Origin of the sequence: Nocardia jiangxiensis NBRC 101359, from assembly GCF_000308615.1 — a bacterium.
GTDB lineage: Bacteria > Actinomycetota > Actinomycetes > Mycobacteriales > Mycobacteriaceae > Nocardia > Nocardia jiangxiensis.
The window spans coordinates 861,703-877,036 of sequence record NZ_BAGB01000041.1; the positions used below are offsets into that span (position 1 = coordinate 861,703).

A 15,334-nucleotide genomic window follows, 5' to 3' on the forward strand; every position below is an offset into this window, starting at 1 on the left:
TCGTCGGAATGTGACGGTCGACAACGCATCCGCCATCGCTTTCCTCCCCACACCGACGACCACTCGTGACGGCGTATCACCACTCTAACCACATTCGCGTCGGCGATCACCGCAACAATCCGAAGACCTACTACAGACCTCCCAGACCTGCCTGATGAGCCTTGGAGTGCTGCAACACTTTCAATGTCGTGGTGGTCATCCGGTCGCGCAACTGTCCCACCCGCGCGGTCCATTGCCGGGTGAAGCCCGGGTCGGACTCGAGCCCCTCCCAGATCGGCCGCAATCGCGGCGACGCGTGCGCGCCCGGCATCCACAGCGGCACCAATTCGTCCAGCACCGGGGACAATTCGTCCAACAGCGCATCAGGCTGCGTTTCGAACGCGCCGAAGCGCCCGGCCACCCGGCCGATGGTGGTCAGTAGCCAGTCGTGGGTGGCGAGATCCTCGCAGAAACGTTGTGCCTCGCCGATGTGCTCCTGCGGCAACACGATTCGCACCGAACGGACGGTATCGTCGTCGAGCCGGAAGGAGAAGGGCAACGCGTGCTCCGACGGCTCTCCCACCTCGACCGCCCAGCGCAACCGCGTGGTACCCGCGCGGCGGAACGGAATCCGCTGATCGAGCCGCGGATCCACGCGGGTCAGATTCGACATGCGTCCGCAGATCGAGGTCAGATCCAGCAGATCCTCGGCGGTCGGGCGCAAATAGCCGTCCACCAACGAACCGCTGGAGGCGGACCCGCTCAACGCCTCGATGGTCCCCGGCCGACTCAGATAGTGCGCCCACGGCTGTCGATCCGATCCCCGTGCGCGTATCACCATGGTCTGCGACGAGCCCTGCAGAACGCGGCCGCCGATCACGACCGTCCGCGAGGCCACGGTGCCGATCACATGCACGCGCTTTCCTCCGGCCCGGTCTGCGCGGTACTGGGCCAGATTGCAGTCGACGCCTTCGAGCCGATTCGGCGAGATCACCAGGGGCACAGGGCGTTCCCGAGAGATCACCGCACTGCCGAACTTCATCGCGCTCAGCAGTTCGACACTCGCCGGAGTGTCGAGGACCTGCCGGGACGGCAGCAGACAGGTCTGGATCTCCCCGAACACAGCGAGGGGAGGCTGGTTCGGACTCGAATCCACATCGGCCATATCACGCCCCATCGGCGGGCCTCGCAGAGACCTCGTTGATGAAAACATGCTGCAAACGCCTGGTCAGTTCGCGCGGAATCTCGACGCCCTCACGCGCACCGCGTGCGAGGGTCTGCGCCATGAGTTCCTCGTCGATGTGCACATGGTCGAGAATCGTCCGGACCGCATGTTCGATATTCAGATAACTCTGCGGAAGAATGGACAACGTCTGATAGGCGGCGAACGGCGCAGCCTTCGGATTCAGTTGCACCACCGCCGGCATCTCCCACCAGCTTCCGGGCCAACTGCTCCCGCGCGGCTGCGGCTGCACGGCCGGGCCGCCCTCGTAGCGCACCATGCCCAGCCGCAGCAGCTGCCAGATCGACGCCAGGTAGGGACACGACCAGTGGGTACGCCGCGAGCCATCCTGACCGATGCTCTCGCTCCACATCTCGACATCCAGGAATATCGAATGCACCCTGCGCCCCAACTCTTCCGAGGGCCGGTACTTCGTCAGCTGCATGGCTTGTTTCGAATCGTATTCCGAGGAACGCCGACCGTTACACAGCCAACCGGACTCCACGTCCGGCGGACGTCCGCCGGTCGTCGTGGGCACCGGTTCGGCCACGATCCACGATCTGATCATCTCGGCGAGCGCGATATTGTGCCCAGTTCGCTGCTTATCGATATATTGCGGCGATTCCCAACAACCGGCCTCCCGCGCGAGGTAGTCGATGACGAGCCCGCATTCGTCGGCGACTCCGAGAATTTTTTTCAGCACTTCCGTCGGATCGGTTTTGGAGCTGAAGTAGTCGTCGATCAGGAAGCACGTGCTCAACCGCGCGGAATCACCGAACTCGGCCTTGGTGGCCTCGGTGTAGAGGTCGACCAGCTTCTTCACGCGCCGGAACTGGGTTCGGATCGGTTCGGTACCGTTGGTCAGGTCCTTCATGTAGAAGTGCCCGGTTTCGATCGACACGTGCGCCAATTCCACATTGGCGATCCTGGCCTTTTCGGTGGCCTCACGGTATTCAGTGCCGAATTCCATGATCAGAACACCCCCTCCGGCGTCCAGGTATCGTCGTTGACGAGCTCGTCCGCGAGATCGGCAAAGGCCTTCACAGTTTCCCTGTTGGCAATCTTCGCATCGACGTCGGCATCCAGGATCACCTGTTCCCGCCATTGCAGCACCGGTTCCACCGGAGTCTTGCCGAGGGTGACACTCGTACTGCCCATCTGATTCGCCAGGGCCAGATCCTCGAGCGCCTCGTTCTGCTTGCGCAGCCACGCCCACTGCGCGCCACTGCCCTGGCCCCCGGGCTGCGCCTCACTGGTCGAGGGCACTGCGGTGCGCACATATCGCATCGAATCGAGCAACCGGCCCGTGTCGTGACCGAGTTTCGCGCTACTCTCCAGCAGGCCGTTCGGCCCATGCACCAGGCCGTTCGCCGCCAGGATGTGCTGACGTGTCCAACGGTGGAAAACGAGCCACCGCGCCACCGTATCATTCAGGGGCTTGGCAGCCATGGCGCTGAGCACGAGTTCCAGGGCGGCCGACCGGCCGGCGCTGAGATCGATGAATGTGACATCGAATTCCTGTTTACAGATCACCAGAATTTCGACGCATCGCTTGACCACGTCCGGAGTCGCACCGAATTCGCCGCCACCACGATCCCCAGGAAACAGCGTCAACCGATAGGGATGGCGCGGTGCACGAAGATCCGCGCGCTTGGTTTCCGAGCGAATATCGTACTGCGCCGGGATGGATTTCTCTCCGGTCAGGTACCTGTGCAGACCGTTCCCCTCGGTCGTGCCACGATCCATCCGGTCGATCTCGAACAGCGCACCGGCGGTCGGAGATCCGAAATCGAAATCGAGATAGGCGACGTTACGGCCCTGAATACTGAGCCGGTACGCAATATTACAACTCGTCACCGAACGACCGGTACCCCCCTTGTCCGACGTCGAAAAAACGAGCAATGGCTCTCGATCACTCAATTCACTCACCCCTCATCGCGTCGAGAGTGGCGAAATCGAGTTCGTCCAGTTCCCGCAGGGCGTCGGCACAGAGGCTGTGCGCGGTACCGGGCCGCTCATCGATCAGCGCTCGGGCACGCAACAGCTTCTTCTCGATATTCTCCAATGTCCACCGATTCGGTGTGTGGTCTTTTTCGCTGAGTTCCAGGAATCTCTGATTGAGCAGGTGGTCCGCCTCGTTGAGCAGGTCGAGCGAGCGGGTCGCCGAGGTGGGCGAGCGCAGCGGCGGATCCCGATACGCCTTTTCCGCGGCGACCAGGCATTCGATGATCCGCTCGGTGAAGTACCAGGACACGTGCGCCCCGTCGGGCGAATCCTCGGCCGAGCCGTTTCCTCGCCATTCCGCCGAGAAGTATCGATCCGCGTCGTCCCACAACCCTTTGGCGGAGCCATCTTGGAAGGCCCGTCGTTCCAGATGACTCATTGCCGTTTGTGCCAGCTCCAGCAACTCGTCACGAGTGGAGAGGGTGCCGGACAGCTGCGCGGCCTGCAGGGTCCGCTTCAACAACATCGGCGCATAATCCGATACCGTCCAGGACAGCCGCGGACCGTCGCCGACGGTTTCACTGCCCTGAAGTGCCAGCGACACTCCCGGAACGTGCAGATCCCGCGCGGGATCGTTGACGGTCAGCCGACTGGTGATCCGGCCCCGGCGGGCCAGCTCGTCGAAAATCGGTGTGGCCCTGGTGAGATCATCGTCGCTGGCCACCCGGGCGACGAGGTCCTGGATCAACAGCGCGGACATGCAGAGACTGAAATAGTCGGATTCCTCCCCGTCGGCGGTACGCCAGGGGATGTCCTCCAGCGGCCACCGACCGCTGCCGTAACGGGCCATCGCCGACCAGTAGCGCTGTGCCAGATCCCAGCGCAATTGCAGTGCGTCGGCGAGTCGGCGCTGCTCGGCGTCGAGGAGGTCGAGCTCGCGGGTGCGCGGCTGGGTCAGGTCGTTGATACCGTCCAGCGCCACGATGGTGAAGTACAGGTACGGCCGCCCGGCCGCACATCCCTTCGACGAGGACAGCGGTATGTCGACGAAGTCGATCTCCTGGGCATCACGCACCACACCCCAGCTCCAACCACACTCGATCAGCAGACCTTCGTCCTCGAGATCGCTGTCGGGCGTTTTGGTGAGCGTGACGTCCCGGCGCAGTCGGCTGCGCACTCGTTCGAGTCTGCGAGCCACCGCGGCCACCACGGCATCGGGCTCCGATTCGGTCTGGTTGAACATGCTGAGCATCGCCTGGCCGTCGTCGGTGGCCGGGTCCACCGACCGCACGACGAAACTGCGCACCAGTCCGACCATTGCGCCGGTCAGACGCCGGTTGAGGCGCTCCTCGACCGGCTCGAGCATCTCTTCCAGCCGTTTCTCGGTTCGCCTGCTGCTCGCCGTCCGGAGCGATCCCAGGAACTGCAATCCGGCCAGGCAGAGCGTGAGCGACATCGAATACGAGTCGACGACATCGAGAGCTCGCTGTTCGTCGGCGGGTGGAGTGCCCTCGGGATACCGCAGATAGGAGTCGGCCGAGAAGATCGGCCTTCCGTCCAATTCGTACTTGCGCAGATAGTCGTCCATCACCTGGACGATCCGCAGGCCGATACGTCGGCCCAGCGGACTCAACGCCTCCTGGACGTCATCGGCCATGCGGTCGGGATCGTGTAACGCGAAACTCTCGATCTGGGTCGCCGGGTACAGGATGCACAAGAGTTGCTCGGCGTCACTGATGGAGTTCGAACCGGCCAGCCCACCCCAGATCCATTCACCGTCCCGGTAGCATGCCGCCAGCAGCGAGCTCCACACATTCAAAATCTGCCGCCGTGGCTGGATTCTCATCGACCGCAGTCCCCTTCACCGCTCATCGTGGCCGCGCCGCAACGGCGGGTCGATACCCGCTGCGACGATATGAGGCGAAATTAGCACGGGCGGCGATGTGAGGCGAAGTAACATGGCCGGAGCAGACTTTCGCTGGACGAGCATTTTCTCGATGCCTACCTGATTATCCGCCCAATGGGCTCAATTCGGGCCCTGTTGGCACACAAGAGCTTCGAAGCCCCCACCAGGCGAACCGTGTCCGGTTCGCTCGTGGGCTTGCTTCACATCCGGAACCACTTGCGCACCAACAGTGCGAAGAACACGGACATGGACACTGTGCCCGCCCAGGGCTCGACCGCGAACAACGGCCGCGCGGCATCGTGCAACGGCGCGAGGTCCCCGGGCCCGATCGGGTTGAGGAAGCAGGTCACGCACATGTAGATCGTGTCCCCGAGCGAAGCGCCCGCCACCCCGATGCCGACGGCGGTGAACACCACCAGCTGCACCAACACCCAGCCCAGCAGCCGGAACGGTCGATATCCGTAGCCGCACAAGACATCCGAGAACAGACCGATGGCACGCGACCAGCCGTGTGCGGCACGGGTACGAGCCTTGGCCAGCGCGAGACCACAACGATCCTGCCCGTCGATGTCCTCGGTGATCCGGTACAGCATGCTGGCCCGCTGGTAGGCGAGCTTGGCCAGCAGCGGGAGTTCGATGAACAGCGCGCCCAGATACTCGTAGATCTCGGCGAGGTGCACACTCTGCGGCTCCCCCAGTCGCAGCGGTCCGCCGAACTCGGCCTCGGCTGCCACCAGTGCGGCCAGGCGCTTGCCCGAGGTCACCGTGCCCGGCTCGTCCGGCGTGGACCGCGCTGCGGTCGTGTACATATCCTCGAAAAGCAGATTTCCTGATTGGCTGGACGGTAGCTGCACGATATGTTCGGACAGGTTCTTGCGCACCGTGTCGGCATACCGAGTGACCCAGTCCAGCAACTCGGGCTCGGTGATCTCGCGCTTGCTCATCCTGCGCGCGTAATCCCCTGCGCGACGGTCGATCCGATCCGAGACCGAGGTGACGAATGATGAATCCTCCCCCATCGGACGAGTCTACCCGCGCTCGAGCCGACGCTTCATGACCCGACGGGGCTCTCCCGGGCCGAAGTACTGGTCGTCGTATCCGATGGATTGAAAATTCGCCGCCTTGAATATGTTGAACGCGGGTTGATTGTCCGGCCGCACAGTCAATTCCATCTCGTTCGCACCTGCCTCGGAACAGCACCGCATCGCATGGTCCAGCAGCGCGCGGCCGAAACCGCGGTTCCGCAACGGCCGGTGCACCGCGTAGGTGAACAGCAGTGACCGCCGGTCTCTGACGAGCGTGAGCGCATATCCGATCACCAGGCCGTCCAGTTCGGCCACCAGCCACTGGCTGCCGTGCAATTCGAACAGCTGGCGCAGCATGAGCTGCAGATAGGGTTCACTGAAGATCTCGGCCTCGAGCGCCGCGATGGCTTCCAGATCACCGATGGATGCCCGCCGATAGACCGGTTCCCGGTCGTCCGCAGTGTCCATCAGCGTCCTAGCCCCATTGCAACAAGCCATCCGATACGAGCGCGGATCCGCCCCGCACCGCTTGGATCAGTTTAGCGTCGGATGTACGTATCTTTGTGCGAGAGATCATGATTCGATCGACGATGCGCACGTCGCCGCAGCGCGATTCGCAGGGCGGCAACCGCCCTGTCCAGCACGTTCGCACCGCTGGCTATCACTCCGACACGGTTCGGCCGGGCGCCGGGAAAAGCGCCCGGCATTACTTCCCGCGTAATCGCGCAGCGTCGTGCGCTCCGGCAGGGTTGTGTTCGTTCGGTTCACGACCCGAGAAGGAGAATTCGAGATGAGCACTTACGACGATGCGGCCCAGCGGTATTTCGCGGCATGGAACGCCAGCGGGGCGGAACTGGCCGACGCGGTGGCGAAGGCGTGGATCGAAGACGGGGAATACACCGATCCGTTGACCGAGGTCCGTGGTCACGAGCAGTTGGTCGCGGCCATCGCCGGTGTGCACGAGCAGTTCCCGGGCTTCGTGTTCCGCCCGCTCGGCGTCGTGGACGGGCATCACGACACCGCGCGGTTCAGTTGGGAGCTGATCGCGCCGGACGGCAGCGCGCCGGTGGCCGGTTCGGACGTCGTCGTACTGGACACCGACGGACGGATCAGCAGCGTGCTCGGCTTCCTCGATCGTGTCCCGGCGTGATCGGATGAGCCTGGCCGCGCGGTACGGTCACACCATGACCGCCGCCCCGCCGAGAGTCGGCCCACTGCTGCGCGAGTGGCGCAACCGCAGACGGTTGAGCCAGCTGGACCTCGCGCTCGCGGCCGACTCCTCGGCCCGGCACATCAGCTTCATCGAGACCGGCCGCTCGCGCCCCAGCCGCGAGATGGTGCTGCGGCTGGCCGATCACCTGGATGTTCCGGTGCGCGAACGCAATACGCTGCTGATCGCGGCCGGATACGCACCGCATTTCCCGGAGCATTCGCTGCGGGACCCGCAATTGCGCGAGTTGCGCAACGGGCTGGAGCGTCTGGTCACCGCGCACGAGCCGTTCCCGGCGCTGATCCTGGACGGCGGTTACGACGTGATGGCGGCGAACAACGGTGTGGGGCTGCTGCTTTCGAACGTCGCTCCGGAGCTGCTGGAAAAGCCCAACGCGATGCGCCTGACCCTGCATCCCGACGGTATGGCCCCGCACATCCGCAATTACGCCCAGTGGCGCGGACATCTACTGCACCAGATGCAACGCCAACTGGCGCTGACCCGTTCCGCGCCACTGCGCACGCTCTACGACGAGGTCGAGTCGTACCCTCCGCCGCAGAACTGCGGCGAGGAACTGGCCCCGATCACCGCCGCTCCCGCACTGCCCCTGCTCCTGGAAAACGACGGCCGCACATTGGCTTTCATCTCCATCATCGCCACCTTCAACACACCCACCGATATCACCGTCTCCGAACTGGCCCTGGAAACCTTCCTGCCCGCCGACCCGGAAACCGCCGAATTCCTGAGCGGATAGGAGCCGGTAGGTCAGGCGACGGTGGCGGCGCGCGGGGCGGGCGTCAGGGATGCCTGGCCCAGGCCGAGGTGGTCTCGCAGGGTGGTGCCGGTGTAGTCGGTGCGGAACAGGCCGCGACGCTGCAGTTCGGGGACCACGAGGTCGACGAACTCGTCGAAGGTTCCCGGAGCCTGAGCGGCCGAGATGATGAATCCGTCGGCCTCACCGCCGTGGAAACTCTCCTCGATGCGATCGGCGATCTGCTCCGGCGTCCCGACGAACTGCGGAAGCAGCACACCCTGCGCGTAGAGCTTGCCGACGTCGCGCAACGTGAGGTTGTTCTCGACGCTCAACCGGTGCGCCACCTCGAACAATCCCTGGGTACCGGGAACGGTGACCTCCTCGATGGGCGCGTCGAGGTCGTACTGCGAGAAATCGTGGTCGGTGTGCACCGACAACGTGATGAGTCCGGAGATCGGATCGGCCAGCTCGTTGTGATACGCCTGCTTCTCTTTCGCGATGGCCTCGGTCTCCCCGACGAACGGCACGAAGGCGGGGAAGACCTTGACATCGTCGGGATTGCGCCCGGCATCGGATGCCCGCGATTTGATGTCGTCGTAGTAGGCCTTGCGTCCCTCCGAGGTCGGGTCGATCTCGAAGATCGCCTCGGCCCATCGGGCGGCGAAATCCCGTCCGGTGGGCGAGGATCCGGCCTGGATGATCACCGGGCGGCTCTGCGGCGAATGCGGAACCGTCAGCGGGCCACGCGTGGCGAACCATTCGCCCGCGTGGTCGACGGTGTGTACCTTGTCCGGATCGGCGAATCGCCCGGAAACCTTGTCCTGCACCAGCGCATCGCGCTCCCAGCTACCCCAGAGCTTGAAGGCGACCTCGAGGAATTCCTGCGCGCGCTCGTACCGCTCGTCGTGACCGAGGTGCTGCTCGACGCCGAAATTGTGCGCCTCGGCCTGATTCAACGATGTCACGACATTCCACCCGACCCGGCCCCGGGACAGATGATCCAGCGTCCCGAAGATCCGGGCGACCTCGTAGGGATGGAAATAGGTGGTCGACTTCGTGATCGCCAGGCCCAGCTTCTCGGTGACATTCGCCAGGCTCGCAGCCACCAGCGAGGGATCGATCGTGGCCGCCGCCTGTGTTCCGCGTTCGATGGGCACCCGGATGTCGTTGCCGAAACGCACCGGGGTGGCGAGCAGATCCGCGAAGAACAGGAAATCGAACTTTCCGCGTTCGAGCGTCTGCGCCACCCGGCGGTAGTAGTCCGGCCCGAAATAGTCCGTCGCCGATCCGGGATGCCGCCACGCGGCATGCGAATGGGTGACGTTCGACGCGATCAGAAATCCCGCCAGATGAAGTTCACGTGCCACTTGCTCGAGTCCTAACCGTCGAATCCACACCCGTTCGCACCACGTCCGTGTCGGCGCGGCGCCCACACGCGGCGTCGGCCACCGGCGCGCTCGGACTACATGATCGAAGGCGAGCAATCAGCAGGCAACGGTTGCGATCGAGCCGATCCGAACCGAACCCCGGCGCTGCCGGGGTTCGGGACCGGGCCGGGACTCACAGGGGCGAGAGCGATCCGATGTACGTGCCGGGATGGGTGGCGCCGTCCTGGCGGGCCACGCCCACGCCCGACGGCCACGGCACGCGCAGCTGGGTGATCGTGTCCGGAGGCGTCACGACCAGCGTGGTGGGCACCCAGTCACCGGGCTGATAGGTCAGGATGGCCACCACCGCATTCCTGGGCTGAACCGTCAGCGGCTGCGCGGAAACCGCTTGCCGGGGAAGCGAATACGTGGCGCCGAAGGTCGGATCCTTCGGTCCGGTGAGATCCACGCCCGGGAACCCCTGGACGGTGCACGCCGCCGCCTTGTTGGTCAGGACCACATCGAATTGATGAGGGCGCACCGGATCGTCCACCTTGGGCTTCTGGATGCGCAGATCGAACTGAGCCGCGGCGCATGCCGGTAGTCCGGCCGAACTGGTCGCCGCCGGAACGATCCCGGTCGCGACCACCGCCGCGAAGGCGCTCGCCGCGAGCATCGTCCGACCGACTGCGCTACCCGTCCTCATCCTGCTCCTCTCGAATTATGTTCCACCCCAGGAGCTTCCGCTCGCGCGATGGTCGATGGGCGCACGGGGCCGCAGCACTGCGCCAGGACGTCCGTGCCGCACCCTGTCTATCACGATCCGACAAACCGGGCGATCTCTGCGCCGAGTCCTCGGATGCGGCAGGAGCCCCTCACCTTCGGGCCGTAGATATTTCCGGCGACGGATCCGCCACCGGCACAGCGGACGACCACGCAGACCGGCGATTCTGCCGATGGCACAGGGATCGGTGAAAAAGGTTACGTGCGATGGGGTCCGCTGTGACAGAATCGGCTCACGGGCACAGGAGTATCCGAGGGGGCGAGGGCAGATCTTCTCCGGCACAGCAGTATTCGCCACCGAACTGGCGATCGTAGGGCTGATCACGTCGTGCAGCTTCCAAGGCGGTGTGCCGGGCACGCCGCCCGCGGTGACGATGAATCCCTCCGGTTCGGCCACGTCCGGACCGGCTGCCGGAGTGTCGTCCGACTACGGTCCCAGCGGGCCTGTGCAAGTGGTGCCGCGGACTCCGCTGTTCAGCGCGACACCCGGCCCGATCATCCCGCCCCCGCCGCAGGGCCCGCCGACACTGTCGACCTTGCCGCCCGCACACTCGTCGCCCGAGACGTCCACGACAACCACCACGCCGACAACGACCACGACGCCTCCGCCGACGACTTCGAGGAGATCACCGACCTCGCCCCCGACGAGTTCGAGCGCGCACGGGTGACCATGCCGGAGCAGGGGTCGCCGCTGCGGTCGGCGCTGACGATGACGGGGGTGGCGGTATCGCAGGCGGCGGTGCTCGTCCCGATCCTGTACTACTTCGGTTCGGTGTATACGCGCGCCTATTACGGATACTTCGGGGTCGATTCGGACATGCTGGGTCTGTCCACGGCGGGCCTGGTACGCCGATCGTTCCTCCCGTCCTGCTGGCCGATCATCGTCGCGTCCACGGTTCTGATACTCGCGCTGGCACTGCGACGGCTACCGGCGGCGATCGCCCGCGCGACCCGCCACGCGCAACTGGCGCTCCGCATCTGGTTCGGGGCGAACCTCACGGCGGGCGTGCTGATGCTCGCCGTGCCGCTGGCGGTCGCGGGCGATATCGTCCCGTGGTCGATCCTGCGGAAGGTGGTGCCTTACGGGCCCGATGTCGTGCCCGCCGCATTGATGATCGGCAGCGTGCTGCTCTGCTACGCCATCGTCCTGCGCACCGCGAACCCATCGGAGACGACCTCGGCCGCACCGAATCCCGGCTGCCCCGCCACCAAATCCAGCCCTGGGCAACAATTCTCGGCGACCGCTGCGGTAATTCTGGTCTCGCTGTTCGTGATCGGATTCGTCAGCGCGATGTGGTGGGTCGGAAACTACGCGGACCGGCAGGGCACCGGCGCAGCTCGGGCGCTGGTCGGGTCCGGATTCGGCGCCAGACCCCGGCTCCTGCTGCTGAGCGTCGATCGGCTCGGCATCGACGGCACCGGCGTACAAACCAACGAACTCACCGTCCCCGGCGAGAAATACCACCACTACTACAGCGGCATCCGCCTGCTCGACCGCTCCGCCGACGCCTACTTCGTGATCCCGGACCAATGGCAGCCCGGCCGCGACCGCGTGTTCATCATTCCCCGCAACGACGACGTCCGCATCGATGTCCTCACCAACCAACCCGTCTGGCGATAGTGTCCGGACCGCGTACCTAGTCCCCTCGCCCCTGCTCCGGACGGTCCGGACCCGATGCGGTCGCAGCGCTGTGGTCGCGTAGCGCGCCGACGATGGCGGCCAGGACTCGGTGCGCGGTGCGCAGATCGGCGTCGGGCAGGTCGGCCATCGCACTGCGGGTTCGCAGGCTGACGGGGGTGAAGAAGCCCGCCGCCACGGTCATGCCGTAGCCGCTGTAATGCAGCAGGACCCGGCGTTTGTCGAGCTCGTCGGGTTCGCGTTCGATATGCCCGGACTCGATCAGCCGCTCGACGAGATAGGTGATCGCGGCCGGGGACAGGCCCAGCAGAGCGCCGAGCCCGCCCGCGGTGAGCGGCGATCCCTCCGCATCGGCCGTCGCGATGTACATGAGGGCGCGGAAGTCGTTGGGTCGCAGATTATTCGAGTGTGCGAACAGATGGGAGATCTGGTCCGACACCGCGGTGAGCGCCCGGATATCCCGGGCGATGGCCGCCTCGAGCTCATCGCGTGTCGCATCTGTCGAGCCCTCTGCCACCCCGGTCTCCCTTCCGTCGTCGGCGTGCGCGGTGCACACAGCGTAATCGCCCGCGACGGCCGACTTTGCAGATTATTTCAGTTTCTGAAATAGTTCGGGGCGTGGGTGGATGGGACAGGTACGCACAGATCGTCTCCGGACGCAGAGGATGGCTCGCACTCCTGGCCGCGCTGATCGTCGCGGGCGCGGTGCTGGGCCTCTCGGGCAGCGGCTCGAGCACGTCGGCGCCGAACTCGTTGCCGGACAACGCCGAATCCGCACAGGTCCAGCGCTTGCTGCGGGAGTTCCCCGGCGGGGATTCCGCGGCGGCGGTTCTGATCGTCGCCCGCGCCGACGGCGCGGTACTGACCGCCGACGATCAGGCGCACGCCGGCGCGGCCCTGTCCAGGATGCGCGCCGGTGCGGCCGGGCCGGACCTGAAGCTGTCGCAGGACCAGCGTGCCGCCTTCGGCCAGACGTCGATTCCCGCGGATCTGACCGGATTCGCCCTCACCGACCGGATCGATGCGTTGCGCACAGCAGTACGCGACGGCGCACCGGCCGACCTGCGCCTGTGGATCACCGGCGGACCGGCGTTCGGGGCGGATATCGCCGACTCCTTCTCCGGGGCGAACACCCTGCTGCTCGCGGTCACCGCCGCCGTGGTGATGGTGCTGCTGATCGGCACGTATCGCTCCCCCGTGCTGTGGCTGATCCCGCTGGTGGTCGTCGCGATAGCCGACCGTGTCGCGGCCGCGGCGGCGAACGCCCTGGCCCAGGTGAGCGGTCTGACGTTCGACGGCTCGACCTCGGGAATCACGAGCGTGCTGGTATTCGGCGCGGGTACGAACTACGCACTGCTGCTGGTGTCCCGATACCGCGACGAGCTGTATCGCACCGCGGACCATCGCGCGGCCCTGCGGATCGCGGTGCGGCGAGCCGGGCCCGCGGTCCTGGCCAGCAACCTGACCGTGGTGCTGGCCCTGCTGACGCTGCTGCTGGCATTGTTGCCCAATACCCGCGGTCTGGGCGCCTTCGGAGCCCTGGGGCTACTGGTCGCGGCGATCTTCGTACTGGTCACCCTGCCGCCGGCATTGGCGCTGTTCGGACGGAAAGTGTTCTGGCCCTTCATTCCTCGCGTCGACGGCCACGACACGGCAGCCTCCGGCGCATGGCATGCCGTCGCGGAGAAGGTGGTGCGGCGGCCGAAAACGGTCGTGGCCGTCTTCCTGATCGCCGCGGCCGCCTGTGCCAGTGCGCTGCCGTTCACCCATGTCGGGCTCGCCCAGTCCGAACAGTTCCGCGTGCATGCCGAATCGGTCGACGGCCTGCGCGTGGTGAGCGAGCATTTCTCCTCCGGTGCAAGCGATCCCACGATCGTGCTGGCGCGAACCGGAGCCGCGCCGCGAGTGCGGTCGGTGCTGAATTCCACCGCGGGCGTCGTGCGGGCGACATCGGCCGCCGGCTCGGCGAACGGAATGACCCGCTGGTCGGTGGTGTTGGATGCGGCGCCGGCCACCGATTCGGCCTTCGCCGCCGTGACGCGTCTGCGCACCGCCCTGGCGTCGGTGCCCGATGCCGGAGCGCTGGTCGGCGGATCCGATGCGGTCGCCCTGGACACCCGGAACGCCGCCCGGCACGATCAATATCTGATCATGCCGCTCATCCTGGCGGTCGTCCTGCTGGTGCTGCTGATACTGCTGCGGGCGATCCCGGCCGCGATCCTGCTCGTGGCGGTCACCGTGATCAGCGCACTGGCCGCGCTCGGCATCGGAAGTCTGCTCAGCACATACGTTTTCGGGTTTCCGGCGCTGGACACGAATGTGCCGCTGTTCGCCTTCCTGTTCCTGGTGGCACTGGGCGTGGACTACACGATCTTCCTGGTCACCCGCGCCCGCGAGGAGACCGCGGGGCACGGGGTGACCGGTGGCATCGTGCGCGCCGTGTCGGCCACGGGCGGGGTCATCACCAGCGCCGGAATCGTGCTGGCCGCGGTCTTCGCGGTGCTCGGGATTCTCCCGCTGATCACGCTGACCCAGCTGGGGATCGTGGTGGGCGTGGGAATTCTGCTCGACACATTCGTCGTGCGCACGGTGGCCATCCCCGCGCTGTTCGCGCTGATCGGCAGGCGAATCTGGTGGCCCGGAGCATATTCGAAAACTCCCGAGAAAAATATTCCGGGCCGGTGCACCGAGCAGACGGCCCAGAATACCGATATTCGGTTGCAGGACAGTATGTTTCGTCAGCCGTGAGCGGACACGAGCCCGAATGTCGCCGTGGCGTCAGGACGGCACCCGCGTGGGCCACTCCTTGCAGTGGTGCTGACCGGAGAAGTCGGTGGCTGTGGTCGGTGCCTCGAGACGCAGCGTGAGAACCTTGTCGCCGATTCGGCGTGGCCAGTCGGCCCGGTGCGGAACGTGCGGGTTTCCGGAGTTCACGAATGCCGCCCAATAGGCGATCATCATGCCGGACAGGTTCTGCAGGGCCACGGTAGCCGGGTTCGGAAGTCCGGTGACCTCGAACAGATAGGGAGTTCGAAGGTGTGCGCGGCACCCAGCGGGTCGTCCCCGCGGGAAAGGTTTTCGGTGCGGCGGCGGTGCGGTCGTCGAATTCGTATTGATAGACCGGGCCGCCGTTGGCCAGAGATTCGGCCAATGTGACTGCCGGACAGGCGAAGTCGTCGTCGGAACCTTCGCGGCTCTGCCCGCGCGTATCGCGGTGACGGGGTTGTCCGGCAGCACCGGCTCACCCGTGACCGGGCCGCGCGTCGGGATACCACTGGAGGTCACGTAGTTCAGTGGCGTGGCGACCAGCCTGTCGACCGGAAGGGCTCGCAGACACCGGGCCTCGATCGCGGGATCGGTTGCACCGCAGCCGAGTCGGGCCGCATAGTCGCTGCCTGCAACTGGCAGCGTCCGCTCTGCACGATGGCCGCCGCGAACAGCCCCGCCGAGCCGGGCGAGACCAGATGGTCGCAGACCGCCACCGACTCCCCGACGCTCAGCAATG

14 protein-coding genes are annotated in these 15,334 nt (G+C 65.7%); 4 read left to right on the plus strand and 10 right to left on the minus strand.

Annotated elements, in window-relative coordinates:
• Positions 1-130: 130 nt before the first annotated feature.
• The 6 genes from ON40_RS18085 to ON40_RS18110 form a co-directional block, all read right to left on the minus strand.
• Entirely contained in the window at positions 131-1,144 is a 1,014-nt protein-coding gene (locus tag ON40_RS18085; RefSeq protein ID WP_040823832.1) for an SCO2521 family protein, read from the minus strand.
• 1 nt (position 1,145) lies between these two features.
• Positions 1,146-2,171 (minus strand): SCO2522 family protein, encoded by a 1,026-nt coding sequence (locus tag ON40_RS18090; protein WP_040823835.1) that lies wholly within the window; start codon positions 2,169-2,171, stop codon positions 1,146-1,148.
• A 2-nt stretch (positions 2,172-2,173) separates the two neighbouring features.
• Positions 2,174-3,130, minus strand: a complete 957-nt coding sequence (locus ON40_RS18095) for an SCO2523 family variant P-loop protein (protein ID WP_281033043.1) — start codon at positions 3,128-3,130, stop codon at positions 2,174-2,176.
• The gene (locus ON40_RS18100) at positions 3,123-4,991 is read right to left on the minus strand and encodes an SCO2524 family protein (protein WP_040823837.1); all 1,869 of its coding nucleotides are present in this window, start codon (positions 4,989-4,991) and stop codon (positions 3,123-3,125) included. Before ON40_RS18100 ends, ON40_RS18095 begins: the two co-directional genes overlap by 8 nt.
• 260 nt (positions 4,992-5,251) lie before the next feature.
• Complete coding sequence (locus ON40_RS18105) at positions 5,252-6,070, minus strand: two pore domain potassium channel family protein (RefSeq protein ID WP_040823840.1); 819 nt, start codon at positions 6,068-6,070, stop codon at positions 5,252-5,254.
• A 9-nt stretch (positions 6,071-6,079) separates the two neighbouring features.
• Positions 6,080-6,544 carry a GNAT family N-acetyltransferase gene (locus ON40_RS18110; RefSeq protein ID WP_040823842.1) on the minus strand — a complete coding sequence of 155 codons (465 nt, stop codon included), beginning with the start codon at positions 6,542-6,544 and terminating at the stop codon, positions 6,080-6,082.
• A 322-nt stretch (positions 6,545-6,866) separates the two neighbouring features.
• On the opposite strand from ON40_RS18110, the gene ON40_RS18115 reads away from it, so the two are divergent.
• Together ON40_RS18115 and ON40_RS18120 are read left to right on the plus strand one after the other, a co-directional pair.
• Positions 6,867-7,226 carry a nuclear transport factor 2 family protein gene (locus ON40_RS18115; protein ID WP_040824561.1) on the plus strand — a complete coding sequence of 120 codons (360 nt, stop codon included), beginning with the start codon at positions 6,867-6,869 and terminating at the stop codon, positions 7,224-7,226.
• A gap of 34 nt (positions 7,227-7,260) precedes the next feature.
• Positions 7,261-8,040, plus strand: coding sequence for a helix-turn-helix domain-containing protein (locus ON40_RS18120; protein WP_040824563.1), 780 nt, complete (start codon positions 7,261-7,263; stop codon positions 8,038-8,040).
• 11 nt (positions 8,041-8,051) lie between these two features.
• On the opposite strand, the gene ON40_RS18125 is transcribed toward ON40_RS18120, so the two are convergent.
• The gene (locus ON40_RS18125) at positions 8,052-9,407 is read right to left on the minus strand and encodes an LLM class flavin-dependent oxidoreductase (RefSeq protein ID WP_040823845.1); all 1,356 of its coding nucleotides are present in this window, start codon (positions 9,405-9,407) and stop codon (positions 8,052-8,054) included.
• Between the two features lie 193 nt (positions 9,408-9,600).
• A complete protein-coding gene (locus tag ON40_RS18130; RefSeq protein ID WP_063713027.1) occupies positions 9,601-10,113 on the minus strand; it encodes a DUF4232 domain-containing protein in 513 nt (170 codons plus the stop codon).
• 405 nt (positions 10,114-10,518) lie between these two features.
• Between ON40_RS18130 and ON40_RS18135 the strand changes: the two genes are divergently transcribed.
• Positions 10,519-11,811 carry a hypothetical protein gene (locus ON40_RS18135; RefSeq protein WP_040823850.1) on the plus strand — a complete coding sequence of 431 codons (1,293 nt, stop codon included), beginning with the start codon at positions 10,519-10,521 and terminating at the stop codon, positions 11,809-11,811.
• A gap of 16 nt (positions 11,812-11,827) precedes the next feature.
• Here the strand turns inward: ON40_RS18135 and ON40_RS18140 are convergent, their stop codons facing one another.
• Entirely contained in the window at positions 11,828-12,346 is a 519-nt protein-coding gene (locus ON40_RS18140) for a MarR family winged helix-turn-helix transcriptional regulator (protein WP_040824565.1), read from the minus strand.
• Positions 12,347-12,447: 101 nt separating this feature from the next.
• Between ON40_RS18140 and ON40_RS18145 the strand changes: the two genes are divergently transcribed.
• Positions 12,448-14,577 (plus strand): MMPL family transporter, encoded by a 2,130-nt coding sequence (locus ON40_RS18145; RefSeq protein ID WP_063713028.1) that lies wholly within the window; start codon positions 12,448-12,450, stop codon positions 14,575-14,577.
• A 30-nt stretch (positions 14,578-14,607) separates the two neighbouring features.
• On the opposite strand, the gene ON40_RS55860 is transcribed toward ON40_RS18145, so the two are convergent.
• The gene (locus tag ON40_RS55860) at positions 14,608-14,814 is read right to left on the minus strand and encodes a carboxylesterase family protein (RefSeq protein WP_040823853.1); all 207 of its coding nucleotides are present in this window, start codon (positions 14,812-14,814) and stop codon (positions 14,608-14,610) included.
• Between the last annotated feature and the right edge of the window lie 520 nt (positions 14,815-15,334).

Coding starts and splice junctions, on each gene's coding strand:
- ON40_RS18115 (WP_040824561.1), top strand. CDS start 6,867: ATGAGCACTTACGACGATGCGGCCCAGCGGTATTTCGCGGCATGGAAC.
- ON40_RS18100 (WP_040823837.1), bottom strand. CDS start 4,991: ATGAGAATCCAGCCACGGCGGCAGATTTTGAATGTGTGGAGCTCGCTG.
- ON40_RS18105 (WP_040823840.1), bottom strand. CDS start 6,070: ATGGGGGAGGATTCATCATTCGTCACCTCGGTCTCGGATCGGATCGAC.
- ON40_RS18120 (WP_040824563.1), top strand. CDS start 7,261: ATGACCGCCGCCCCGCCGAGAGTCGGCCCACTGCTGCGCGAGTGGCGC.
- ON40_RS18090 (WP_040823835.1), bottom strand. CDS start 2,171: ATGGAATTCGGCACTGAATACCGTGAGGCCACCGAAAAGGCCAGGATC.
- ON40_RS18110 (WP_040823842.1), bottom strand. CDS start 6,544: ATGGACACTGCGGACGACCGGGAACCGGTCTATCGGCGGGCATCCATC.
- ON40_RS18085 (WP_040823832.1), bottom strand. CDS start 1,144: ATGGCCGATGTGGATTCGAGTCCGAACCAGCCTCCCCTCGCTGTGTTC.
- ON40_RS18130 (WP_063713027.1), bottom strand. CDS start 10,113: ATGAGGACGGGTAGCGCAGTCGGTCGGACGATGCTCGCGGCGAGCGCC.